Source organism: Enterococcus sp. AZ149, from assembly GCF_051714285.1.
Classification (GTDB): domain Bacteria; phylum Bacillota; class Bacilli; order Lactobacillales; family Enterococcaceae; genus Enterococcus_D; species Enterococcus_D entomosocium.
This window is the reverse complement of the sequence record NZ_JBIORO010000001.1, coordinates 2,956,451-2,979,851: the sequence shown is the minus strand read 5'-3', so window position 1 is coordinate 2,979,851 and position 23,401 is coordinate 2,956,451. Positions and strand designations below refer to the sequence as shown.

The following is a 23,401-nucleotide window of genomic DNA, read 5'->3' as shown; positions in this document are numbered from 1 at the left end:
TTTTTTCCTTAGAATCAAGTAAAGTAATTACGTGTGAAAAGCACAGTACCTGTTACTTGGTTTAACGAATCACCAACGTTTTACTCAGTCGCAGGGGAAAAAGAAAAAGAGGTGAAAAACATGGCAATTTCAAAAGAACGCAAAAACGAAATCATCAACAAATTTGCACGTCATGAAGGAGATACTGGTTCTCCAGAAGTTCAAATCGCTGTTTTAACAGAAGAAATCAACCATTTGAACGAACATGCACGTATGCACAAAAAAGACCACCATTCATACCGTGGGTTGATGAAAAAAGTTGGACATCGTCGTAACTTATTAGCTTACCTACGTCAAAAAGACGTACAACGTTACCGCGAATTAATCCAAGCTTTAGGATTACGTCGTTAATCAAACAAAAAAAAGTGAGGTTCAACCCGAATCTCACTTTTTTGCTATGAATCACTGCGACTGGGCGGCGTAAGCCGCACAGAGCAGATGACGAATAGTACTAGGCGAGGGAAACGAGCGTAGTGACCAAGCAGCGGAATCACTGCGACTGGGCGGCGTAAGCCGCACAGAGCAGATGATGAATAGTACTAGGCGAGGGAAACGAGCGTAGTGACCAAGCAGCGGAATCACTGCGACTGGGCGGCGTAAGCCGCACAGAGCAGATGATGAATAGTACTAGGCGAGGGAAACGAGCGTAGTGACCAAGCAGCGGAATCACTGCGACTGCAGTGTCGGCTAAAACAGCTGATGCAGTCTGACAGGTGATCTCGAGTCATCTAAAAAGTGAAACACCGAAAGAGCGGCCTTTTGACTGGTGAATCAAAAAGCGCAGCTAAAAAGAATTTTGGGTCCTTGTAAGCAGCATCCTACTAACCAAATGAAAGCAGCGGAACGACATTCCGATTTTTTCATTTGTTTAGTAGTGACTTGCTGGGATCCGATGAAAAGGAGCAGAACATGACAGAAAAACAAGTATTCAAAACAACTTGGGGCGGCCGCCCATTAGAAGTAGAAGTTGGCCAATTAGCCAAACAAGCAAACGGAGCTGTATTGGTTCGTTATGGCGATACGGTTGTCCTAAGTGCAGCGGTTGCATCTAAGGAAGCAAAAGATACCGACTTTTTCCCATTAACAATCAATTACGAAGAAAAAATGTATGCCGTAGGGAAAGTACCTGGTGGCTTTATCAAACGGGAAGGACGTCCAAGTACGGAAGCAACCTTGACTGCCCGCTTGATCGATCGTCCGATCCGTCCAATGTTTGCGGAAGGTTTCCGTAACGAAGTACAAGTAACAAACATCGTAATGAGTGTTGAACAAGATTGTACGCCAGCAATGGCGGCAATGTTAGGTTCTTCTTTAGCATTGTCTATTTCAGATATCCCGTTTGACGGACCGATCGCTGGTGTTGATGTTGGTCGGGTCAATGGTGAGTACGTCTTGAATCCAACAGTAGAACAAGCAGAACAAACTGATATCGAATTGACAGTAGCTGGAACGAAAAAAGCTATCAACATGGTTGAATCAGGCGCGAAGGAAGTTTCTGAAGAAGACATGTTAGGTGCGTTATTATTCGGTTTTGATGCTATCCAAGAATTGGTTGCCTTCCAAGAAGAAGTTGTCGCAGCTGTGGGTAAACCAAAAATGGAAGTCAAATTGTTACAAGTAGATGCTGACTTGAAAAAAGAAATTTTCGACGGCTACTACCAAACAATGAAAACTGCTGTTATGACTGAAGAAAAATTGGCTCGTGAAGACGAGATCGATAAAGTCAAAGACACAGTGAAAGAAGTGTATGCAGAAAAATTTGCTGGACATGAAGAGGAAGCACAATTCTTGAAAGAAGTGAAACAAATCGCGGAAGATCTTGAAAAAGATGTGGTTCGCGAATTGATCACCATCGACAAGATTCGTCCGGATGGCCGTCAATTAGACGAAATCCGTCCATTGGCATCAGAAGTTGGCTTATTGCCACGTGTTCATGGTTCTGGTCTATTTACTCGGGGACAAACCCAAGCATTGTCTGCTTGTACATTAGCACCTTTAGGCGAACACCAAATCATTGATGGATTAGGGGTTGAAGAATCAAAACGATTCATCCACCATTACAACTTCCCTCAATTTTCTGTTGGTTCGACTGGTCGTGCCGGCTCACCAGGACGTCGTGAAATCGGTCATGGTGCATTAGGCGAACGTGCCTTAGCACAAGTGATTCCTGATGAAACAGACTTCCCTTACACAATCCGTCTCGTTGCAGAAGTATTAGAATCAAATGGTTCTTCTTCTCAAGCAAGTATCTGTGCAGGAACCTTAGCATTGATGGATGCAGGGGTGCCAATCAAAGCACCAGTTGCAGGTATCGCAATGGGACTTGTATCTGATGGTGAAAACTACACGATCTTAACTGATATTCAAGGCTTAGAAGATCACCTTGGCGATATGGACTTTAAAGTTGCTGGAACCAAAGATGGGATCACTGCGTTACAAATGGATATCAAGATTCAAGGAATCACTGAACAAATCTTGACAGAAGCATTAGATCAAGCGAAAAAAGCACGGATGGAAATCTTAAATGAATTGACATCAACATTGGCTGCTCCTCGTGAAGAGTTAAGCCGATACGCACCGAAGATCGAAATGATCCAAATCGATCCTGCGAAGATCAAAGATGTAATCGGTAAAGGCGGCGACACCATCAATGGCATCATTGATGAAACTGGCGTGAAAATCGATATTGATCAAGACGGAAAAGTTTCGATTGCTTCTGCTGATGCAGAAATGATCCAAAAAGCTATCAAGATCATTGAAGAATTGACGAAAGAAGTAAAAGTTGGCGAAGTGTACCTTGGGAAAGTTGTCCGTGTTGAAAAATTCGGTGCGTTTGTCAACTTGATCAAAGGCAAAGACGGCTTAGTTCACATTTCACAACTTGCGAACGAACGGGTCAACAAAGTAGAAGACGTTGTCAAAGAAGGCGACGAAATCTTAGTGAAGGTCACAGAAATCGACAAACAAGGCCGTGTGAACCTTTCAAGAAAAGCACTATTGAACGAAGATAAAGCAGAGCAAAAATAAGCTGCTATTTCTAAATTATCGCATTGAAAAGCAAAGTCTAGGAAACTAGACTTTGCTTTTTTTTTGTCTAAGTAGCACATCTTCAAAAGGGTCTTACTTGACAGGAGTTATTTTTTGCTTTAGTGCGAAAAATAAGAGATAATTCAGAATATTGTCTTTGCCATGCAAGCAATAATTCTAAGATGTTAAACGCATCTTATTTAGGATAAGGAGTACGATATGAAACAAACATTTCCAACTGATTTTTTATGGGGAGCATCGATTTCCGCTCACCAAACCGAAGGAGCGTATCAAACCGATGGCAAGGGACTGAGTGTCCAAGATACTCGTCCAAGAGACAACCACAAGATCGCGGATTTTACTGTGGCTGTCGACCATTACCACCAGTACAAAGAGGATATCGCCTTGTTAGCAGAAATGGGGATCAAAATTTTCCGTTTTTCGATCGCTTGGTCGCGAATTTTTCCAGAAGGGCGCGGTACTATTAATCAAAAAGGATTGGATCATTACAGCAATGTCATTGATGAATTGCTGAAACACGGCATTCAGCCCTTTGTAACGTTGAACCATTTTGACTTGCCGCAAGCATTGGAAGACGAAGGCGGCTGGACAAAACGCAGCACCGTTGAGGCATTTGCCGCATACGCCAAAACGCTGTTTACAGCCTATGGGGATCGAGTGACGCACTGGCTGACGATCAATGAACCAAATATCATGCTGTTGGTGGATCAAAAAATATTAGGGAAAAAGATTCCATTATCAGAAAAATACCAGCAATTTCATCACCTGATGATCGCTGAAAAATATGCTTTCGAAGCGTGTCATGAAATCGTACCGAATGGCAAAATCGGACCGGTGCCGAATATTTCGTTGGTCTATGCGGCGACTAGTCGACCAGAAGACAACCAAGCGGCGCTGTATTTCAACAGTGTCCGGAACTGGGCGTACCTTGATTTCGCCTGCTTCGGTCGTTACAATACGGTCTTTCAAGATTATTTGAACCAAAACGGCCTCACGATTGACTTTGGTCCGGAGGATAAGGCGTTGATGGAACGGGCTAAGCCTGACTTTGTCGCGATGAACTTCTACACCACAGTGACAGTGGAGCAGCCGACGGAAGCTGGGGACATGAAGAACGGTATCAGCGATCAGCAAAGTGAAGACATTATGGAGCGTGGTTTTTACAAAGGGTTCACCAATACGTTCTTGAAGAAAAATGCCTTCAATTGGACCATCGATCCCTTGGGGCTGAAAACGACGTTGCAAACACTTTATGATCGTTACCACTTACCGATCATCATTACCGAAAACGGCTTAGGGGCCGAAGACCATCTAGAAGCAGATGGCACGGTTCATGATCCGTACCGCATCGACTATTTATCGCAGCATATCAGCCAATGCTTAGCCGCGATCAATGCTGGGGTGGATCTGATCGGATACAGTCCGTGGTCTGCCATTGATTTGATCAGTGTACATGAGGGGATTCGAAAACGGTATGGCTTCATTTACGTGGATCGCAATGATGCACAGGAAAAAGAACAAAAACGAGTGAGAAAAGACAGCTTTTATTGGTATCAAAAGCTGATTGAAGAAGGGGCGATCCCTTCGTTGGAGGAGTAACGATGACAAGTGTTTTTACCTTTTTAGAAACGCGTTTGATGCCGCCTTTGAATAAGTTGGCGAATTTACGCTTTATTCGCGCAATCATGCAAGCAGGGATCATTACGGTCCCTTTTACGATCGTCGGATCGATTTTTTTAATCATCAATAATTTACCACAAATCATTCCACCACTGGCTGGCTTTTTTGAACAAACGATTTTACGATTTTCACCACTTTATAGTGTCGTAACTACCATGTCTGTTGGCTCGATTGCTGTTTTTTATTGTTTAGCAACAGGGTATTATTTAACTGAGATTTATCATAAAGAAGAGCATTTGACTATGAGCAGTTTTGTAGGGGCGTTATTAAGTTTGTTTGCCTTTTTAATGACGATCGTCCAAGTCGATATCACAGATGGTGCGGCACAATTGCTGCAGTCAGAAAGCGAAACCGCCATTGTTTATAATGGGGTCGCTTTAGGCGGTTGGATCACTCGCTTCAGTGGAGTAGGGATCTTCATCGGGATTATCACTGCAGTACTTGCTACGTCAGTCTATCGTTTTTGTGTAAAAAGAAAGATCACCATCCAGATGCCTGAAGGAGTTCCCGATGGAGTCAGCAAAGCATTTGCGTCATTGATCCCAGCGATTTTGATTGCCTTTTTGATGGTGGCGATCAATGGAGTACTGGCGGTTTTCCACACGGATCTTCACGGATTGCTATCCAAACCATTTGAATTCGTGAAGGAGTTGACGGGTTCTTGGTTAGGAATCATCGTGATTATGCTCCTTATCCACCTCTTATGGGCAGTGGGGGTTCATGGGACGGCAGTTATTAAAAATAGTTTCATCAATCCCATCCTATTGGTGGCTCTAACTGAAAATATCGATGGTGCCAATAATATTTTTGCTGGGGATTTTGTGAACATGTATATTTTTATGGGCGGCGCAGGAAGTACGCTTGGATTGGTTTTATTGATGCTGTTTGTGGCAAAATCACAACAGCTCAAAGTCTTAGGAAAAGCAGCGATCTTACCGGGGCTTTTTAACATCAATGAACCAGTGATCTTCGGGGCACCGATCGTCTACAATCCGTATTTGATCATCCCCTTTATCGTAACACCTTTGATCAACGTGACGATTGCTTACTTTGCTAGCTCGTTTGGCTTTGTCGATAAAGTCATTACGGGAATTCCCTGGATTTCACCGGTGGGCATAGGGGCGTTTTTAGGAACCGGCGGTGATTTCCGAGCCATCCTGATCGCTTTGATCAACTTAGGGGTTTCCATTCTCTGCTATTATCCATTCTTTAAGATGTACGATGGCAAACTCTACACGGAACAACTTGCCAATCAAGCATAAGTAGAAAAAACAGCAAAACGCCCGTTGATGGACTTCTAGTGAAGTGCCAACAATGGGCGTTTTTGCTAGTGCAAATAGTGGTCACGTATGCAAAGACTGTTGATACAAGACACAATCATCGCAATCTTTGCGGGTTGGTTTGGCTTGCTGGGGTGTTTCTTTGTGTAATGGCAAAAGCATACGCAATCCGTTTAAGATAACTAAGATCGTGCTTCCTTCATGACCCACGACCCCTAGAGGTAGCGTGAGAAATTCAAGGAAGTTTGAAGCGATCAGCAACAAGATGACACTGATAGAAAAGACGATGTTTTGTTTGATGATCCGCTGTAATTTCTTAGCCAAACGGTGACTGTCGACCAAGCGCAGCAAATCATTTTTCATCAAGACGATGTCCGCCACATCCATTGCGACGTCGGTTCCTTCGCCCATAGCGATCCCTACACTTGCGGTCGCTAAGGCGGGGGCATCATTGATCCCATCACCGACCATCGCATTGATTTGGTAGGTTTCTTTCATTTCTTTGATCCGAGTGGTTTTCTCATCAGGCAGGCAATCACTTTCGTAGTCAGACAAGCCGATTTCTGCTGCGATCACTTTAGCAGTACCTAAATGATCACCCGTCAGCATCGTCGTGTGAATTCCTTGCTTATTGAAGTAGGCAAGACTCTCACGAGCTTCAGGACGGGGCTGATCCAATAGTGCTAAATACCCTGCTAATACACGGTCTCGATTGATATAAATCAAGGTTTTTCCGGCTGCTTTCAATTCTTGGATGCGGGTTTGTTCACTGACAGCAACAGAGGTTAGATCGACTTCTTTTCCAATCGTCCAATGGGCAGCTTGGTAAGTGGTGGCTAGACCGACCCCCGCTTGTTCTTCCACTGCTAATTCCAATGGTCTTTCATCGTGGAAATACGCCAAGATCGCTTCAGCCAATGGGTGATTTGATTGTTTTTCCATCCCAACAATCAGTTGGGGAATAAACGGTTCATCCAACAACAGATGAACATCAGTGACAGCAGGTTTGCCTCGAGTCAGCGTTCCGGTTTTGTCAAAAGCGATCGCTTTGACATTGGCAAAGGCATCCAAGGCTTGTCCGCCTTTGCATAAAACGCCCAAACGAGCAGCGTGAGAAATGGCTGCTAACGTCGCAGGAGTAGCAGAGGCGACTAAGGCACAAGGGGAGGCCACTACTAGTAAGACCATGCCACGATAAAAACTTTCTTGGAACCCCCAATTCGTGAAAAACGTACACAAAACGATCATTAGTGGGACGGCGATCAGGACGATCGGCACATAGATCCGTTCGATTTTTTCGATCAGGGTCGCCGTTTGACTTGGCATTTGCTGCGCTTCTTCCACCAATTGAATGATTTTTGCAAAGCGGGTGTTTTCACTCGTTTGAGTAACTTCAATGTACAATGGCTGCCCAAGGTTGATGGTTCCCCCAAAGACTTCACTGCCTAAACGTTTCTCGACAGGAATGGATTCGCCACTGATGGCCGCCTCATCGACACTGCTGGTTCCTTGGATCACGATACCGTCGATCGGGATCGCACTGCCTTTTGCCACCATAATCGTATCTTTTAACTGAAGGGCTTCGACTGGTACTTCGACGAGCTCCCCAGATTCAATCATTTTTAAGGCAGTCGTTGGTTGCAGTGCCATTAATGAACTAATTTCTCGCGTACTTTTGTTGGTCGTATATTCCTCAAGGGCACCGCTCAAACAAAAGATAAAGGTCAGCATCGCCCCTTCAAACCAATGCCCAATGATACAGGCACCAATGGCGGCTAACGCCATCAGTAGATCGACGTTCAACCGTTTGTCGTGCACCAATTCTTGCGTGCCTTCCCAGGTTTGTTTCCAACCCCCGGCAAGAATCGCTAACAGATAAGGGACAAAGCTATAAGGAATGGAAAAAGATGCCATAAGAAAGCCAGTTGCCATCAATAGCAAACAAGCAATCGTTGAAAAAACAGCCGACGATTCGGATTTACTCATAAGAAACGCCTCCTTTTGAATGTAGTCTAGGAATGAAAAAACCGATCCTTTTCTCAAGAAACAATCGATTGTTCCTCCCTCAACTTGAGCATAGCACATTCGAAAACAAGATGGTAAAAAAACAACGTACCTGATAATGAAAGTGATTATCAAGTAGCGATTAAATAACGCTACTATCCAAATGATAAATGGAAACTCACTATTATAGAAAAAAGAACACAAAAAAAGCAGCACAATAAAAAACGAATTGTACTGCTTTTACTTATTTGATGTGGTAGTCAGCGATTGGATCTCTCAACGCAAACTATACTTTGCTAAGGGAATTTGACGTGCTTCACACCACTCTTTGACAGCGCCAGAAAAAATCAGCTGAACCTTGGTGAGGTCTTTAGTGCTTGTCTGTCCTGCCATTGTGTAGAGCAGCTGCAGCTGTTCCTTCCATGATTGTAAGGTGGCGATGGTTTCTTCTTTGCCTTTTGACAAAAGCAGCACGAGGATCGTGGCGGATAGTCCTACGCTATCCGCACCAAGGCAAAGTGCTTTGAAGATATCGTAAGCATCCCGAACGCCGCCTGAAGCGATGCGGGTAAAGGGCTGTTGGATCTCATTTGCTTCCAGCAAGGAAATCACGGTGGATTGACCAAAGGTGTCTAAATACGCCAATTCACGTTTTTTTCGACGAGCATTTTCGATTTGAGTAAAACTTGTGCCGCCGCTGCCAGCAACATCAATCGTTTGTACGCCGATCGCCAGTAACTGCTGAATCGTTTCACGGGACATCCCAAAGCCGACTTCTTTGACGACAACCGGAACGGCAACGGAAGCAATCGTTTTTTCCAATAAGGACAGCCATTGGCTAAATTGACGATCGCCTTCGGGCATCACTAATTCTTGTGGTGCATTAAGATGGATCTGCAAGGCGTCGGCGCCAAACAGTTCTACGGCCCGTTGTGCATTTTCAACGGGACTGCCCGCACCAATATTGGCTAATAAGAAGCCGTCAGGATTGGCTTTGCGGACGATGCGGAAAGAATCGGCGACACTTGGGTCTTTTAAGGCAGCCGAAACGGAGCCGGTTGCCATCATCAAATCACAGGCTTGCGCGATCTCTGCTAACTCTTGATTGATTTTTAAGGTTTTTTCACTGCCGCCTGTCATGGCATTGATGAAAAAAGGGCTGGAAAATGAGCGGTCAAAGACAGTCGTCGTAATTGCCACATCAGCCACGTCAATTTGCGGAAAGGACTGGTGGACCAAGCGAACTGCATCAAAATCGTTGCTGTGTTCTTTATGAAACGCTTTTGCTAAGGAAACATGTTCATCTTTTCGATTCATGATAGGTCCTCCCGGTAATGGTAAACATGCAGCGGCAATGGGGTGATCTCGGCTTTTTCCCACGCACTCATCAATGGTAAAATACCGGTTTTCTGGTCAACGATCACGATGCCGCAATCGCCACCGCCGGCACCAGAAGATTTGGCTGCGCCACAATAATTTTCTGCTAGATCACAAAGCTTTTTAAGTGCGGGGGTTTCAATCGGTACACCAGTTAGTGCAGACAACTCTCGCAGGAGCTTTCGATTTTCCGTGATCATTTTTTTGATCGTGCGACTGTCTTCATTTAAGAAGCCGTCGATCAATCGATTGACGCAGTCTTTGCTGGCTGCTAAAAAGGCGGCATAGGCGTTTTCTTTTTCTTCTTTGGATTGATAGACTTGATCCACTAAATCAGAAGTAGAGGCAGGAGAGCCTGTCCAACCAATCAATAGTCGAAGCGATTTCGGAACCGTCAAGGGACGGATCGATAATCCTGGCCAATCGAAAGCAATCAATTCTGTTAAGGTATGGTCCTTTTGTTTGGCTAAGACCCAGTCGTGATCGAAGGTTGAAAAAGCGATCCAGCCGCCATAACAAGAGGCCGCAATATCACCGCACGACCCATTGCCTTGAACAGCGAGATGGGCAAGAGCCGCAATTTTGAATTGGGTCAACCGATCCATTTCCATTTGATAGTACAGATTCAATGCTTTGACCGTGGCAACAGTCACGGCACCGCTGGAACCGAGGCCATATTTGCGACCATTCGAGTTATCCAGTTCACTGGTCACTTTTAAATCGTAAAAGGAAAGGGGGATGCCTTTTTCTTGGGCATATTTTTCCGTCAGACGAATGGCTGCCAAAATATAGTGGAAAGGATTATCCCGGTGGTCTAAGACTAATTCGCCTTTGCGACGCGTCCAGCGAATCGGCAGGTCGCTGTATTGGGCAGACTGGATGCTGCCGTTTTTACGGGCCTCTTCCACATTGACTGTAATAAATTGGTCAACGGCAACGATGATTGCAGGATGACCAGGTTCGACAACGGCGTATTCACCAGCAATAAATAGTTTTCCGGGAACGGATAGTTCAATCATTTCGACACTCCTAATCGATGGCTTCTTAATGGCTTCTTAGTTGATGGCAGAAGATTCTTCCACCGGTAAAAAGGCTAATCCTTTGCCCGCGTGAGCAGTTACTAATTGTTCTGAGGCAAAGTGAGCACTTAATTCACGTAAAATCGTTTGTTCTTCTTGTTTTTGGCATAAAACTTTGACATTGGGACCAGCATCCATCGTGAAATAGCAAGCCAATCCTTTTTTTCGCAGCATTCGGACACATTCCATAGCTCGTAAAGATTCAGAAGACCAATAAGTAAAAGGTGGTTCGGCGGCTAAGGTCGTTCCATGCATTTTCAAGGCGTTGGCCTCGGTCGTTTCACCTAAAGCAGTAAAGTCTTTCTCGGCAATCGCTTGTTTCATTTTCACGAGATCAGTTGCGGTGGCAGTAAGCCAACCCGGATAAAAGCTCGAGGTTTCAACGGTTCGGCGCATCCCCTCACGACTGGAAACTTCTTTGGCTTGTGCGTTGATCAAAATAAAGATCATACTCAATTCTTCTTCCCAGCCATTCGACGGCACTTGCGTGGCAAAAGAAGTCTCATCGGTGCCTTGATGCCATTCAGCAAAGCCGCCGTAGATACTCCGACACGCCGAACCAGAACCGCGACGGGCCAAACGGGATAATTCTTGCTCCGACAAGTTTAAGTCCAGTGCTTCACTACAGGCACCCGCCAATGCCGCTAATCCACTGGCAGAAGAGGCAAGTCCGGCAGCGGTTGGAACAAAATTTTGACTTTCCACCGTGGCATACCACGGGCAGTCCGCTTTTTTTCGTACCAGATCCAAAAAGTCCGCAACTTTTTTGGTAGCAACGTCTGTTTGCACCACACCATCCAGCGTAAAGCAATCCTGTGGAAAATCAGGTGAAAAAGCCACCGTTGTTTCTGTGTAAAAAGCATCGAGGGTCAGGGACAAACTATTGTTCATCGGTAAAATGAAAGTTTCATCTTGTTTTCCCCAATACTTGATCAATGCGATATTCGTGTAGGCGCGAGCCTTTCCCTTATACATGTTCATAAACTCCTAATCCTTGTATCCATGCCGCACGAGCGCCATCGGACAATAAAATACGGCTGATATTCTCAGCCTGTTCCTTCGTTTTGGTTAGTGCGATCATACAGCCGCCCCGGCCCCCGCCGGTCAGCTTCGCCCCGTAAGCCCCGTGTGCCAATGCTAAGGAAACCAACTGATCCAGTTGCTGATTGCTGACCCCTAACTGCTGCAGTGCCTGATGGGCATTGTTCATGCTTTCGCCTAATACTTCTAATTGATTGGCTATGATGGCCTCTTTGGCTCTTTTGGTTTCGATCCCTAAACGCTGGATCGCTTGACTAGCCAGCTGCTTGCTGGTTTCAAAAAGATGGGCGACACTTTTGACTGCTTCTCTCGTTTGCCCTTTGATTCCAGTATCAGCGACGAGCAAATAACCGTCGATCGTGAGGGGAAACGAAGTGATGGGATGCCCTTTGATAAAGTAAATGGCATCCGTCCCGCTAGCTGCTGCAGCATCGATCCCGCTAGGATTGCCGTGAGCGATTTTTTCAGAAAAGTTGACATAGGTCATCAATTCTTCTTTTGTAAAGTCTTTTTTGATCCAATCAAAAAAAGCGCGAGTCAGTGCAACAGCGACCGCCGCGCTAGAACCCATTCCCCGTTCAGAAGGGATAGTGCTGACGATGGAGGTTGCAAAAGGACCCGTGTGGAAGTCTTGTTGCAGACGATACAGCAAGTCTTTGACATTTTTTAAGTGGCTGGGGACTTCTTCAAGCAGACCGTGATAGTAACTTGAAATCAAGGTGTTTGTTTCATTTGCTGTAATCTCGACTTGTACTTTTGCTCCCGCAAAAGGGAAAGCAATTGCTGGTTCACCGTAAACAACTGAATGTTCACCCATTAAGATGATTTTTCCTGTAGCTATGCCAGTACCAATTGACATTATTTTCCTCATTTCTCTAGGGAGCTTACCCCACATGATTCATTTATCGTTTGTCAGTCAATTGTAACTATCTCCTGACAAAAACACAATTTAATTAAAGATCCTTTCCTATTTTACTAGAAGAAGGCTCTTTCGTTAAGCATTCCGTATGAGATTTCAAAAAAAAGCAAAAATCTTTAAACTTTTATTGAAAAAATTCTTGATCTGTGCTTCAAAAGTTTCAGTTGACGGCACAAGATATAGTGTTGTATAGTTGATATCGCAAATGCAACATACAATATTTAGTGATGAGTGAGTTGGGGGATATGAGCGTGATCGTATTAGCAGGAACGATTGGTGCCGGTAAATCAAGTTTGACCGCATTGATCGCCAATCATTTTGGCAGTCAAGCCTTTTATGAATCGATCGATGACAATGAAGTGTTACCATTATTTTATGCAGATCCAAATAAATATGCGTTTTTACTGCAAATCTATTTCTTAAATAAACGATTTGAAAGTATCAAGCAAGCCATGAAAGACGACAATAACGTCCTGGACCGTTCCATTTATGAGGATTCACTGTTGTTCCATTTAAATGCGGACCTTGGGCGAGCGACCGATACCGAGGTCAAAGTCTATGATGAATTGTTAGCCAATATGTTAGAAGAGCTGCCGTATGCAGCTCACAAAAAGCATCCAGATCTTTTGGTGCATATTCGCGTTTCTTTTGAAACGATGCTCGAGCGTATTGAAAAACGTGGGCGGGAATATGAGCAGTTGACCTTTGATCCTTCGTTATACGACTACTACAAAGAGTTGAACAAACGCTACGATCAATGGTACGAAGAGTACAATGAGAGTCCAAAGATCCAGATCGATGGCGATCAATTCAATTTTGTCGAAGACCCGCAAGCGGCACAGGCCGTTTTAACGATGGTGGAAGAGGCCTTGAAAGACGCCCGTAAATAAGTAATAGCCGATACAGCCAGGAAAGTCCTTTGATTGGGCTTCTGGCTGTTTTCTTTTATAATAGAAGAAAGCAAGAGTGGAGGATGGATTGTGGAAAACAAACATGTCTTTTATGACGGAAACTATGAATGGATTCAAGTCGACCAACAAGACGCAAAAAGCGTGATGGCACTGCAAAAACAATATCATTTGTCTGACGAGATGCTTACGTACTCTTTAGATAAAAACGAACGCGCGCGGGTCGAATATGATGCCGAAGAGGAAGCATTGCTGCTGGTTTTCAATGTACCTCAGCAAGAAAAGCGTGAAAATCATTTTGAGACCAGCCCGATGACGTTTATTTTAAAAAGGAAGCAACTCTTTACTTTTGCATCCCACAATACCCGTTATGTGATTCCAATGATGGAGCGCTTGATCCTGCAAAACCCGCTGCAAACGCCCATTCATTTTTTGTTTCAAAGCTTGTTCTTGATTTCTGGAACGTTTTTTCCGTTAGTCGAAGAAGTCAATAGTGAGCGGATTCGCTTGAATCAGCGACTACGGGAAAAAACAACCAATAAAAACTTACTGCAAATGTCTGATTTGGAAGTTGGACTGGTTTTTTTAGTGTCTGCCACGAAACAAAATGCGGTCCTCTTGGAGCAAATCAAAGCATTATCCATTTATCGTTTGATGGATGATGATGAGCGGGAACAACTGGATGATGCCTTGATCGAAGCCAAACAGGCAGTGGAAATGACCCAACTGGCATTCCAAATTTTGGAACAATTGTCTGGTACCTACAATAATCTATTAAACAATAACTTGAATGATACCATGAAGTTTTTGACCGTTTGGTCCCTCTTATTGACTGTGCCTTCCATCGTCACCAGTTTCTTTGGCATGAATGTTCCGCTGCCTTTTACCAATAGTATTTTCGGTTGGGGTATTGCCTTGTTGATCAGTTTAGTGTTATCCGTCTGGATGTTGATTGCTTTATGGCGCAGAATTCGTTAGTCGATCACCAAACCTAGACCGGCGGCGATGACCAAGGCTTGTTCTTGATCGACTGTTAGTCCTCGCAAGTGTTCAAAGGACAACGCGATCTTTTGAAATTGATTGGTCCGAAAATCTAAAGTTGCTAATTTTGTGTGAAACCAGTTGCTATTGTTCAACTGGTTTTCTTGTAGCGTCAAGTGTTTCCAATCCATCTCATAAAACTCACTGTCGTTTAGTTGGCACTGACGAAACAGCATCGTCCGTAAATTGGTATTGCTAAAAGAAGCAAAGTTTGCCACGCAATCTTCAAAGGTACAGTCACGGAAATAGCTTTCCGCAAAATTCGTACCAGTCAATTTACACTGTTTAAAGTGAACGCGATGAAAGCTGGCACCAAAACATTCCAGATTAGAAAAATCGCAGTTCTCAAAGAGGACATTTTGACATTCCCATTGACTCAAGCGTGTTTTTTGCATCGTCACTTTCTTGAAATGACATTGCTTCAAGATAAGGTTTTTGCAAGTATCATAGCTATAATCACCGCCTTCGAACAACCCACCTTCGAAAAGCAGTTCTTCTTCTAAATAAAAATCCTGTGGCTCTAATGCCGACAATACGGGCGGTAGTGGCAATACGATTTTTTTCTTCATCAAGATCCCATCCTGTATGTTTTTCTCTCAGTATAACACGGCGAATCGATGCCGCGATAGTTACGAAAAAGCGGTGGGGTATTGTGAAATTTATTCAATCGGTTTGCAGAATGCTTTTATAACAAGGAAAACCTTTGATTTTGAATACATATTTTTTCACAATCTTTTTACTTGCAAGACGAAAATAATTTTGATATAGAAACTTAATCCGCTGAAAGTGACGTATATCAACGAAAAACTGTCACAAATTTTTAAAATCGCGAAAAAGTTGATAGTTTTCAAATTCACAAGCGAGCTATAATGACAATGTAAACAAAAGGAGGAAATTTTCCATGACAAAAACAGTTATTATCGGTGCAAACCACGCGGGGATTGCTGCTGCCAATACACTATTAGATAACTACAAAGACCAAGAGGTCGTAATGATCGACCGTAATACAAACTTAAGCTACCTAGGTTGTGGGACTGCTTTATGGGTTGGACGTCAAATCGATTCATACGAAGGCTTGTTCTATACAAAACGTGAAGATTTTGAAGCAAAAGGTGCAAAAATTCATATGGAAACAGTGGTTGACCATATCGATTTTGAGAAAAAAGAAGTGCATGCTGTAACCAATGACGGTGAAACGATCGTTGAATCTTATGACAAAGTTGTCATCGCAACTGGTTCTGTGCCAATTTCACCAAAAGTACCTGGACGTGATTTGAAAAACATCCATTTCTTGAAAAAATTCCAAGATGGACAAACGGTTGATAAAGAGTTAGCCTCAGAAGACGTGAAAAACGTTGCCGTTATCGGTGCTGGTTACATCGGTGTTGAAATTGCTGAAGCAGCAAAACGCCGTGGTAAAAATGTGTTGCTTTTTGATGCAGCGACACGGGCATTGCCAAACTACTACGACAAATGGTTCACAGAAGATATGGACAAAAACTTAGCTGACAATGGTATTGAATTGCATTTCGGTGAATTAGCACGTGAATACAAAGGAACAGAGAAAGTAGAAGCAGTTGTAACAGACAACGGCGAATACCCAGTTGATCTAGTGATCAATGCGATCGGTTTCTTACCAAACAATGAGCTAGGCAAAGATCATTTGGAATTGTTTGCTAACGGCGCGTACTTAGTGGACCGCCATCAACGGACAAGCGATGCAGATGTTTACGCAGTCGGTGACTGTGCAACTGTGTACTCAAATGCTTTGCAACAAACCACTTATATCGCATTAGCAACGAATGCCGTACGTTCAGGGATCGTCGCTGCCCATAATATCGGCGGAACTTCTTTAGAATCAACAGGTGTTCAAGGATCAAACGGGATTTCGATCTTCGGCTACAACATGGTTTCAACTGGCTTGTCAGTCGAAGCTGCCGAACGTAATGGCATGAAAGTGAAATACTCTGATTACGAAGATACCCAAAAACCAGGCTTCATGAAAGAAAATGCGACGGTTAAAATCCGCATCGTCTATGAAGAAGAATCACGCCGCATCGTTGGTGCACAAATGGCATCACGAACATCTGAAATCGCAATGGGCATCCACATGTTCTCACTAGCGATCGAAGAAGGCGTAACGATCGACAAGATGAAGCTATTAGATATCTTCTTCTTGCCTCACTTCAATCAACCATACAACTACATCACGATGGCTGCGTTGAAAGCAGAATAAGAAACACGAAAGTCGGAGCGTATGCTCCGGCTTTTTTTTGAAACAATCATGAAAACTGTTGACAATAAGAGGAAAAAGCAGTATACTATAAAAGTTGAGAAATAAAAGCAGAAGCACCCGCTTCTCGCCTGAGTGAAGATATCGCTGGGCAGAATAGGATTCCTACCATTTATTTGTGTGGAGTACGTGCGGGTTCGTGAAGAACTCGTTTTTTTATTGTCTGATTTCGAATCGACAAGCTTTTCTTTCTCTCAAAAAACTCGGAGGTGAATGACCATAGCAAAGGATATGATGGTAAACGACGGCATTCGTGCACGTGAATTGCGTTTGATTGATCAAAACGGCGAACAACTTGGTGTAAAGAGTAAAGCTGAAGCATTGCAAATTGCAGAACGAGCAAACCTTGATGTGGTATTGGTGGCACCAAATGCTAAGCCGCCAGTAGCAAGAATTATGGATTACGGGAAATTCCGCTTTGAGCAACAGAAAAAAGACCGTGAAGCTCGTAAGAAACAAAAAGTAATCAACATTAAAGAGGTTCGTTTAAGTCCAACGATCGACGTCAATGATTTCAACACAAAATTGCGTAATGCACGTAAATTCCTTGAAAAAGGGGACAAAGTGAAAGCTTCGATCCGTTTCAAAGGCCGTGCCATTACCCATAAAGAAATTGGTCAGAAAGTGTTAGATCGTTTGGCGGAAGAAACTGCTGATTTGGCAACTGTTGAGCAAAAGCCAAAAATGGATGGCCGCAGTATGTTCTTAGTATTAGCACCAAAAAACGATAAATAATGACTCACTGAGTTTCAGTTTAAAGTCAGATAACGAAAGATTTTGAGGAGGAAATTAGTTATGCCAAAACAAAAAACACACCGCGGATTAGCAAAACGCGTAAAACGCACTGGCGGCGGCGGATTGAAACGCTTCCGTGCCTTTACCAGTCACCGTTTCCACGGCAAAACAAAAAAACAACGTCGTCAATTGCGTAAAGCTTCAATGGTTTCAGCTGGCGATTACAAACGTATCCGTCAACAACTAGCACGCATGAAATAATTGCGTAACCCAAGCTTCACGTATACAAACAATTATCGATTTTCATATTAGGAGGAATTATACATGGCACGTGTTAAAGGTGGAACAGTAACTCGTAAACGTCGTAAAAAAGTGCTTAAATTAGCAAAAGGTTACTACGGTTCTAAACACACTCTATTTAAAACAGCAAAAGAACAAGTAATGAATTCATACAACTACGCATACCGCGATCGTCGTCAAAAGAAACGCGACTTCCGCAAATTGTGGATCGCTCGTATCAACGCAGCGGCTCGTATGAATGGCTTAAGCTACTCAAAATTGATGCACGGCTTGAAATTAGCTGAAATCGACATCAACCGCAAAATGTTAGCTGACTTGGCTGTAAACGATGCAACAGCATTTACTGCATTAGCTGACCAAGCAAAAGACGCTTTAAACAAATAATCAATCGTTGGCAACAACGTTAGCCCCGCTCTTTGAGCGGGGTTTTTTTTATACTTTTTTACAAAACAGTGCGATCCTTTACTGATGTACTTTCTTTAGTACGCAAATCAAAGGAATAAAGCGTGTTTCTTGATTAAAAATTTTTTATTAATCATAGAAATCAAGCGGATAAATATATAAAGAAACTGATCGATTTTGTCGCATAATTTAAGGTGTCGGAAGTAGTTTATTGTTAATAAATAGGTCGTTATTTGCTGTGAAAAATAAAAATAAAAGTATTTTTTGACAAAAGAATACCCAAATAATATAATTATTGTGAATATAGGATTAACTTTAAGTCATTATCAGCAGTCGATGTACAATGTTTTATGGCTGTGTCAATGGCTTTCTTAGTTCGAAAAGAGGATGATACAAGGAGGTTATGGAAAGAACATTGGATAGCCAATGTGAATCGGGTTTTGCAAAATATATGTAATACATAGAAAATTAGAATTTTAAATAGGTGCATTTTTCAGAATATTCAAAAAAATACTCGCCATAGGAATAGGACAGGATGAATAAACTGATTCAAAATGGGAGTAGATGAAAAATGAAAAAGCGTTTGTTGATTTTATGGAGTGTATTGGGGTTATTGATTCCTTATTTTTTACCAGCATCCATCGTTGTAGCAGAGGAAATTGAAACAAGCAGAGGAATTTACTTTTTATCTGAGCCAGCAGAACAAGTAGATTTCTCGACTGAGAAAGAGCAACTGTCCGAGATTTTTCAAGAGGAAGACTGGGTATTCTTAAATCCAATCAATATTCGATTTTATGTAGAAGGACAGTTGGATTACCAAAAATATTTTCCCGTTTTTAAAGATGGGGACTTTCATCAATTGATTGATGAAAGCAGTTGGCAACTAGCACCATCAGAAGTAGCTGACTTTATCCAAAATCATAGTAAAACGACAAAACCAACCTCACCTATGACCTTTATTATCGTCAACTATGCTTGGTATGGTTTTTTTGATGAAACTTGGTACGACCTGTATTTGAACAAACCAGCTGATTTATCTGAATTGCTTTCCGATTTAGAGGAAACGATAATTATTCGAGATTTATTTACTGATTATCAGGACCAAGTAAAGCAAGAACAGTCAAATCAAAAAGCACTTGAATCTTCACAACAAAGTACATCCTCTAGAGAAGAAACCAATCACGATTTTTCGACTAGTAAAGAATCGCAGGAAAATAAACAATCGGAAGAGTCAAAAGAAAATGTTGAAGGGGTTAGTATGGATGAAAATTCTGAGGATGCGACATCTAGTGATTCTGATAAAAGTGACAAAAAATCGGAATCTGATGAAGAAGTATACTCAGAACCAAATGAAGTAAATGGTGAAAATTCTTATACCACAGTAAGACACGCTGATTTCGATGAATTATTTAGAAGTAATTTGCAGAGTGATTGGGGTGATAAGGATTATACGAATAATTTGAACTTAGAAACAGACATACGCTCAGAAAGAAACCAACATACTCTTTTAAAACAAGAAGCATACTTCCTAGTTCTGTCTAAAGACGGGAAATATTCATATGGAAAAACTGTGTATCTTCCTTCTTCGGTCGGGAGTATATCCGGCTCGCGATTCTCGCATATAGGAGGAGAACTTGGAGCCCATCGAAGCAGATATAAATTGAGTCAAAGTTATTATTTTAAGATGCATCCGAAATTTTTTGAATTTTATAAAGATGTTCCAAAAGGCTATGACCCATGTGCAGATAAAGATTTAAACTATTTTTTGAATTGGATTAATCACTGGTCGGAAGATGAAATCAGTATTGTAGAAAAAGAGTATATGACGCTTGATCATTATGTGAGAAGGTCGAATAAAGGAATAGATGACCGCTTTGAAGAAAAAGACCATACGAAGGACTTGGAAGTAAAAAGTAATAATAATGTATCTGGTACTCAGTATCTTCTTTTAAACGAAGAAAGTTACTTCTTGATTCGTTCTAAAGATGGAAGATATTCCTATGGAAAAGTAATCAACCGAATGCCTCCTTCAAGAATAAAAATGGAAAGACCTCGTTTTACGCTTACAGGAGGAGATCCTGGAGCAAACCAAATCAGGTATAAATCAAGTCAAAGCTATTACTTTACAATGCGACCAGAATTTTTTGAATTTTATAAAGATGTTCCAAGCGGCTATGATCCGTGTGCAGACAAGGACTTAAACTATTTTTTGAATTGGATTAATCACTGGTCAGAAGATGAAATCAGTATTGTTATTCCGAACAGTATTGATTTGCTTGTTGCTAAAAAGAATAATCATATCCAACCTTGGCGTTTCTTTAACGAGGGTCGTCGATCTATCAAAAACCAATATTTTTCACTTACACTAGATGAGACAACCAGACTAGATTTTGATATGAGAGGTAGATCAGGTCAAAGATTAACAGTCTATCAAGAAAATGAAACGAAGGTATTTGATCGAAAGTACTCAGGCTCTAACAATACCGTTACCCTTGATTTACCTGCTGGCAGCTACTATATTGCGATGACGGATATTACGGCTGAAACAACGCTACAAATCAGGCGACACCAGTTCAATGATTTCCAGCTTTCAATTGATACCAATCCAGAGCGAACACATATCTACTTAAATGGTGTGTTTCATCAAGAATTGACCGACATATATGCTCCCCACCATCGACCACTTCAATTACCAACAGCAGTAAGTGTTTCAAATAAGTTAAATTCAATTTGGCGAACCTCGCGAGGAAGCCATCCAGTTTTAGATGCAATGTTTGGTAAAAACTACTTATTGGGCACCAATTTAAGAGAGCAAACATTTCCTAATGTTGGCAATCTGCCATTAGGAAGTACGTCCCTTTCGGCGCCGCTACAATATGTTGGAAATGGTCAGTTCTATACAGATGCTCAAATAGTCAATTTTGGTCCACAACAGCGATTTGTGATTACCGGGTCAACCTTACTTCTAGCGATGGCTGGAACGCTGGTCGTTTACTACGCAGCACATCTGATCCATACCAATCAGTTACAATTAACAACCCCGTCTATTTTTCGAGAATTTGAAACTGGTAGTTGGGAAGAGCTTGAAAAATTCACCTACCACGGGATCGTTTCCTATGAGGGGAAAACCTATGGAGTAAATGATGAGACGGGTGAAATCAAAAACACCGAAACTGGAGAAGAACTGCCTAAAAGTGTTATCCCAGATGATATCCGAAAATCTGCTGCAGGGGCCAGTAAATTGGCTATCTATAAGATTTTGGCAGATCTTGATGAATTAGGAATTGATAATATTGAGGATGAATATGAATGGTATACATTCAAAGACTTAGTCCAAGACGAGTTGGAAGGACAAGGCAATAAACGAGGACATACAATTGAAAAACATGTAATGAAGTCGGATGCATACTTGAAAAATCGTCTGAATACAGACAATCTCTTGTTTAGTTCCACTTACTACGGGGTAGTGGAAGCATTGATTGCCATCAATGTGACCAAGCTGAAACATCCAGAAGTTTTTCAGAATGTAGGTAAGCAGAAAGGACAATTTGTAGATACTCCGTTTGCGTTGGGGAAAGGATATAATAGTAATAATGTTCCTTGGAGTCCGCTAAGGAATAATCAACTGTTTCTGATGCCTTCATCCTCTGAAAAAGGATTTAGAGTATTGACGAGTTATCCAGTTTATAAAATGGGTGATTAAACGAATAATGAAAGGAAGAGTACAAGTGCGTAACATATATTATGAAGACATAGAGGAAAAAGATTTAACATATATGCAAAACCTACTAAACTGGTATGCCGAAATGGAGAAAAAAGAAGGTAAGTACTATCAAGGACAGAAAGAGACCTATACAGCCAATCAAGATCAAGAGAATCAAGACTATATTTTCTATCTTGAGGGATGGAGATATGGTTATGATGAAGAAACACCAGAGAAGCTAAAAAAACATATCGAAAGTCTTCGTTATCAGTTTGTCCACAGAGAAGGAGACCAATGGACGCCAGAACAGGAAAAAGAGCGAGAGCTTTTATTTGCGGAAACAATTTTAGTGAAGGGCTCACCTATTGAACGTTTTAAAGATCGTATTACTTATTTATTTTGTTGTTTTGAACCGATTATTAGGATAGAGAATAAAAATTTCTCCAATGATGACAATTCAGGTTCTCCAATGCAATCAGCTGTTGAGGAGCAAGAGAAAAAAGAAGAATATGATGGATTCCGCCATTTGTTTTACGAAGATATTGAGACAGTTACTATCCATGAATGGGAAGAATGGTGTATGTTTTACGATCGATGGCTCATAGATCAAAACCAATGGTTCATAGAAAAAAGAAGGTATAATAAGGCGATAAACAGAACAGTAGCTGTTCAATACCATAAACGAGAAATTCAAGCAAAGACGCAGCCAGAATGGGAGGCAGAACTCAAGAAAGTCGGCTATATTTTTTGTCACAAACCAGAAAACGGCTGGACCGAACAGCGAAGTACCAAGTTATTTAAAGTGATTGATGAAAGTGGCACGGTGATCAACTATGTCTTTCTAGGCATTCGAGAAGACATTATTGATTTGCTGAATAACGAAGGTGCAAATGTGTGGTTTTATAGTCAAGAGATAGAGTGTTGATGGGGAGCTGAAATTACTACAAAGGAAGAAAATAAATGCGCAACGTATATTATGAAGACATAGAAGAAAAAGATTTAACATATATGCAAAACCTACTAAACTGGTATGCCCAAATGGAGAAAAAAGAAAGCAAATATTATCAAGGGCAAAAAGAAACCTATAGAGCCAATCAAGACCAAAAGGATCAAGACTATGTTTTTTATCTTGAAGGATGGAGATATTTCTATGATGAAGAAACAACGGAGAAGCTAGAAGAACATATCCGTCCGCTTTACTATCAATTTAGGCATAGAAAAAAAGATCATTGGACCCCTGCACAGGAAAAAGAACGCACTCTTTTGTTCGCTGAGACAATTTTTGTAAAGGGGTCTTATATTGAACGTTTTAAAGATAAAGTTGGCTATATATTCTATTGTTTTGAACCAGTGATAGGGGGAAAAGATAAAAAATTCTCCGGTACTGAAACAGTTGCTGAGAAGCATAAATCAGAAGAATACGATGGTTTTCGACATCTATTCAATGAAGACGTTGAAACGATAACAATAAAAAATGCTGAAGAATGGCAGAAATTTTATGATCAGTGGATTCAGAAACAAAATGCCCATTTTCTTGATCGAAAATAATACT

19 protein-coding genes and 1 other annotated feature are annotated in these 23,401 nt (G+C 41.9%); of the genes, 13 read left to right on the top strand and 6 right to left on the bottom strand.

Annotated features, from left to right (window positions below; translation table 11 throughout):
* Positions 1 to 120 precede the first annotated feature (120 nt).
* From rpsO to celB, 4 genes are all read left to right on the top strand, one after another.
* Positions 121 to 390, top strand: a complete 270-nt coding sequence (rpsO, locus tag IGI94_RS13740; protein ID WP_005228072.1) for a 30S ribosomal protein S15 — start codon at positions 121 to 123, stop codon at positions 388 to 390.
* Between the two features lie 558 nt (positions 391 to 948).
* The gene (gene pnp, locus IGI94_RS13735; protein ID WP_438899883.1) at positions 949 to 3,066 is read left to right on the top strand and encodes a polyribonucleotide nucleotidyltransferase; all 2,118 of its coding nucleotides are present in this window, start codon (positions 949 to 951) and stop codon (positions 3,064 to 3,066) included.
* Positions 3,067 to 3,285: 219 nt separating this feature from the next.
* Positions 3,286 to 4,686 (top strand): glycoside hydrolase family 1 protein, encoded by a 1,401-nt coding sequence (locus IGI94_RS13730; protein WP_438899882.1) that lies wholly within the window; start codon positions 3,286 to 3,288, stop codon positions 4,684 to 4,686.
* Positions 4,687 to 4,688: 2 nt separating this feature from the next.
* Positions 4,689 to 6,029 carry a PTS cellobiose transporter subunit IIC gene (celB, locus tag IGI94_RS13725; RefSeq protein WP_034872146.1) on the top strand — a complete coding sequence of 447 codons (1,341 nt, stop codon included), beginning with the start codon at positions 4,689 to 4,691 and terminating at the stop codon, positions 6,027 to 6,029.
* Positions 6,030 to 6,110: 81 nt separating this feature from the next.
* Here the strand turns inward: celB and IGI94_RS13720 are convergent, their stop codons facing one another.
* From IGI94_RS13720 to mvk, 5 genes are all read right to left on the bottom strand, one after another.
* Positions 6,111 to 8,033, bottom strand: coding sequence for a heavy metal translocating P-type ATPase (locus tag IGI94_RS13720; RefSeq protein WP_061053311.1), 1,923 nt, complete (start codon positions 8,031 to 8,033; stop codon positions 6,111 to 6,113).
* Positions 8,034 to 8,327: 294 nt separating this feature from the next.
* Positions 8,328 to 9,368, bottom strand: a complete 1,041-nt coding sequence (gene fni, locus IGI94_RS13715) for a type 2 isopentenyl-diphosphate Delta-isomerase (protein WP_074536710.1) — start codon at positions 9,366 to 9,368, stop codon at positions 8,328 to 8,330.
* Positions 9,365 to 10,447 (bottom strand): phosphomevalonate kinase, encoded by a 1,083-nt coding sequence (locus IGI94_RS13710; RefSeq protein ID WP_005233792.1) that lies wholly within the window; start codon positions 10,445 to 10,447, stop codon positions 9,365 to 9,367. Before IGI94_RS13710 ends, fni begins: the two co-directional genes overlap by 4 nt.
* Before the next feature lie 36 nt (positions 10,448 to 10,483).
* The gene (gene mvaD / locus IGI94_RS13705) at positions 10,484 to 11,482 is read right to left on the bottom strand and encodes a diphosphomevalonate decarboxylase (RefSeq protein WP_034878304.1); all 999 of its coding nucleotides are present in this window, start codon (positions 11,480 to 11,482) and stop codon (positions 10,484 to 10,486) included.
* Entirely contained in the window at positions 11,475 to 12,407 is a 933-nt protein-coding gene (mvk, locus tag IGI94_RS13700; RefSeq protein WP_175445295.1) for a mevalonate kinase, read from the bottom strand. Before mvk ends, mvaD begins: the two co-directional genes overlap by 8 nt.
* Positions 12,408 to 12,712: 305 nt before the next feature.
* Between mvk and IGI94_RS13695 the strand changes: the two genes are divergently transcribed.
* Both IGI94_RS13695 and IGI94_RS13690 read left to right on the top strand, forming a co-directional pair.
* Positions 12,713 to 13,357 (top strand): deoxynucleoside kinase, encoded by a 645-nt coding sequence (locus tag IGI94_RS13695; RefSeq protein WP_008379503.1) that lies wholly within the window; start codon positions 12,713 to 12,715, stop codon positions 13,355 to 13,357.
* A gap of 90 nt (positions 13,358 to 13,447) precedes the next feature.
* Positions 13,448 to 14,353: a magnesium transporter CorA family protein gene (locus tag IGI94_RS13690; RefSeq protein ID WP_008379505.1), complete on the top strand. Its 906-nt coding sequence runs from the start codon at positions 13,448 to 13,450 to the stop codon at positions 14,351 to 14,353.
* On the opposite strand, the gene IGI94_RS13685 is transcribed toward IGI94_RS13690, so the two are convergent.
* Positions 14,350 to 14,985 (bottom strand): pentapeptide repeat-containing protein, encoded by a 636-nt coding sequence (locus IGI94_RS13685; RefSeq protein WP_074536712.1) that lies wholly within the window; start codon positions 14,983 to 14,985, stop codon positions 14,350 to 14,352. The two genes, IGI94_RS13690 and IGI94_RS13685, sit on opposite strands and share 4 nt — an antisense overlap.
* A gap of 332 nt (positions 14,986 to 15,317) precedes the next feature.
* Between IGI94_RS13685 and nox the strand changes: the two genes are divergently transcribed.
* The 7 genes from nox to IGI94_RS13650 all read left to right on the top strand — a co-directional run bounded on the left by nox (position 15,318) and on the right by IGI94_RS13650 (position 23,397).
* Positions 15,318 to 16,652: a H2O-forming NADH oxidase gene (nox, locus tag IGI94_RS13680; RefSeq protein WP_061053308.1), complete on the top strand. Its 1,335-nt coding sequence runs from the start codon at positions 15,318 to 15,320 to the stop codon at positions 16,650 to 16,652.
* A 99-nt stretch (positions 16,653 to 16,751) separates the two neighbouring features.
* Positions 16,752 to 16,875, top strand: a sequence feature (ribosomal protein L20 leader region).
* 47 nt (positions 16,876 to 16,922) lie between these two features.
* Positions 16,923 to 17,444 (top strand): translation initiation factor IF-3, encoded by a 522-nt coding sequence (gene infC, locus IGI94_RS13675; RefSeq protein WP_005228103.1) that lies wholly within the window; start codon positions 16,923 to 16,925, stop codon positions 17,442 to 17,444.
* A 60-nt stretch (positions 17,445 to 17,504) separates the two neighbouring features.
* Positions 17,505 to 17,705: a 50S ribosomal protein L35 gene (gene rpmI / locus IGI94_RS13670; protein ID WP_003128650.1), complete on the top strand. Its 201-nt coding sequence runs from the start codon at positions 17,505 to 17,507 to the stop codon at positions 17,703 to 17,705.
* Between the two features lie 63 nt (positions 17,706 to 17,768).
* Positions 17,769 to 18,128: a 50S ribosomal protein L20 gene (rplT, locus tag IGI94_RS13665; RefSeq protein ID WP_003128653.1), complete on the top strand. Its 360-nt coding sequence runs from the start codon at positions 17,769 to 17,771 to the stop codon at positions 18,126 to 18,128.
* A 589-nt stretch (positions 18,129 to 18,717) separates the two neighbouring features.
* Entirely contained in the window at positions 18,718 to 21,849 is a 3,132-nt protein-coding gene (locus IGI94_RS13660; RefSeq protein ID WP_008379516.1) for an RNase A-like domain-containing protein, read from the top strand.
* 25 nt (positions 21,850 to 21,874) lie between these two features.
* Positions 21,875 to 22,774: a hypothetical protein gene (locus IGI94_RS13655; RefSeq protein ID WP_008379518.1), complete on the top strand. Its 900-nt coding sequence runs from the start codon at positions 21,875 to 21,877 to the stop codon at positions 22,772 to 22,774.
* A gap of 35 nt (positions 22,775 to 22,809) precedes the next feature.
* Positions 22,810 to 23,397, top strand: coding sequence for a hypothetical protein (locus tag IGI94_RS13650; protein WP_008379520.1), 588 nt, complete (start codon positions 22,810 to 22,812; stop codon positions 23,395 to 23,397).
* The last annotated feature ends 4 nt before the right edge of the window (positions 23,398 to 23,401 follow it).

Coding starts and splice junctions, on each gene's coding strand:
- rpmI (WP_003128650.1), top strand. CDS start 17,505: ATGCCAAAACAAAAAACACACCGCGGATTAGCAAAACGCGTAAAACGC.
- IGI94_RS13720 (WP_061053311.1), bottom strand. CDS start 8,033: ATGAGTAAATCCGAATCGTCGGCTGTTTTTTCAACGATTGCTTGTTTG.
- IGI94_RS13685 (WP_074536712.1), bottom strand. CDS start 14,985: ATGAAGAAAAAAATCGTATTGCCACTACCGCCCGTATTGTCGGCATTA.
- IGI94_RS13695 (WP_008379503.1), top strand. CDS start 12,713: ATGAGCGTGATCGTATTAGCAGGAACGATTGGTGCCGGTAAATCAAGT.
- pnp (WP_438899883.1), top strand. CDS start 949: ATGACAGAAAAACAAGTATTCAAAACAACTTGGGGCGGCCGCCCATTA.
- fni (WP_074536710.1), bottom strand. CDS start 9,368: ATGAATCGAAAAGATGAACATGTTTCCTTAGCAAAAGCGTTTCATAAA.
- IGI94_RS13710 (WP_005233792.1), bottom strand. CDS start 10,447: ATGATTGAACTATCCGTTCCCGGAAAACTATTTATTGCTGGTGAATAC.
- mvk (WP_175445295.1), bottom strand. CDS start 12,407: ATGTCAATTGGTACTGGCATAGCTACAGGAAAAATCATCTTAATGGGT.
- rpsO (WP_005228072.1), top strand. CDS start 121: ATGGCAATTTCAAAAGAACGCAAAAACGAAATCATCAACAAATTTGCA.
- infC (WP_005228103.1), top strand. CDS start 16,923: ATGACCATAGCAAAGGATATGATGGTAAACGACGGCATTCGTGCACGT.
- IGI94_RS13650 (WP_008379520.1), top strand. CDS start 22,810: ATGCGCAACGTATATTATGAAGACATAGAAGAAAAAGATTTAACATAT.
- IGI94_RS13730 (WP_438899882.1), top strand. CDS start 3,286: ATGAAACAAACATTTCCAACTGATTTTTTATGGGGAGCATCGATTTCC.
- celB (WP_034872146.1), top strand. CDS start 4,689: ATGACAAGTGTTTTTACCTTTTTAGAAACGCGTTTGATGCCGCCTTTG.
- IGI94_RS13660 (WP_008379516.1), top strand. CDS start 18,718: ATGAAAAAGCGTTTGTTGATTTTATGGAGTGTATTGGGGTTATTGATT.
- rplT (WP_003128653.1), top strand. CDS start 17,769: ATGGCACGTGTTAAAGGTGGAACAGTAACTCGTAAACGTCGTAAAAAA.
- mvaD (WP_034878304.1), bottom strand. CDS start 11,482: ATGTATAAGGGAAAGGCTCGCGCCTACACGAATATCGCATTGATCAAG.
- nox (WP_061053308.1), top strand. CDS start 15,318: ATGACAAAAACAGTTATTATCGGTGCAAACCACGCGGGGATTGCTGCT.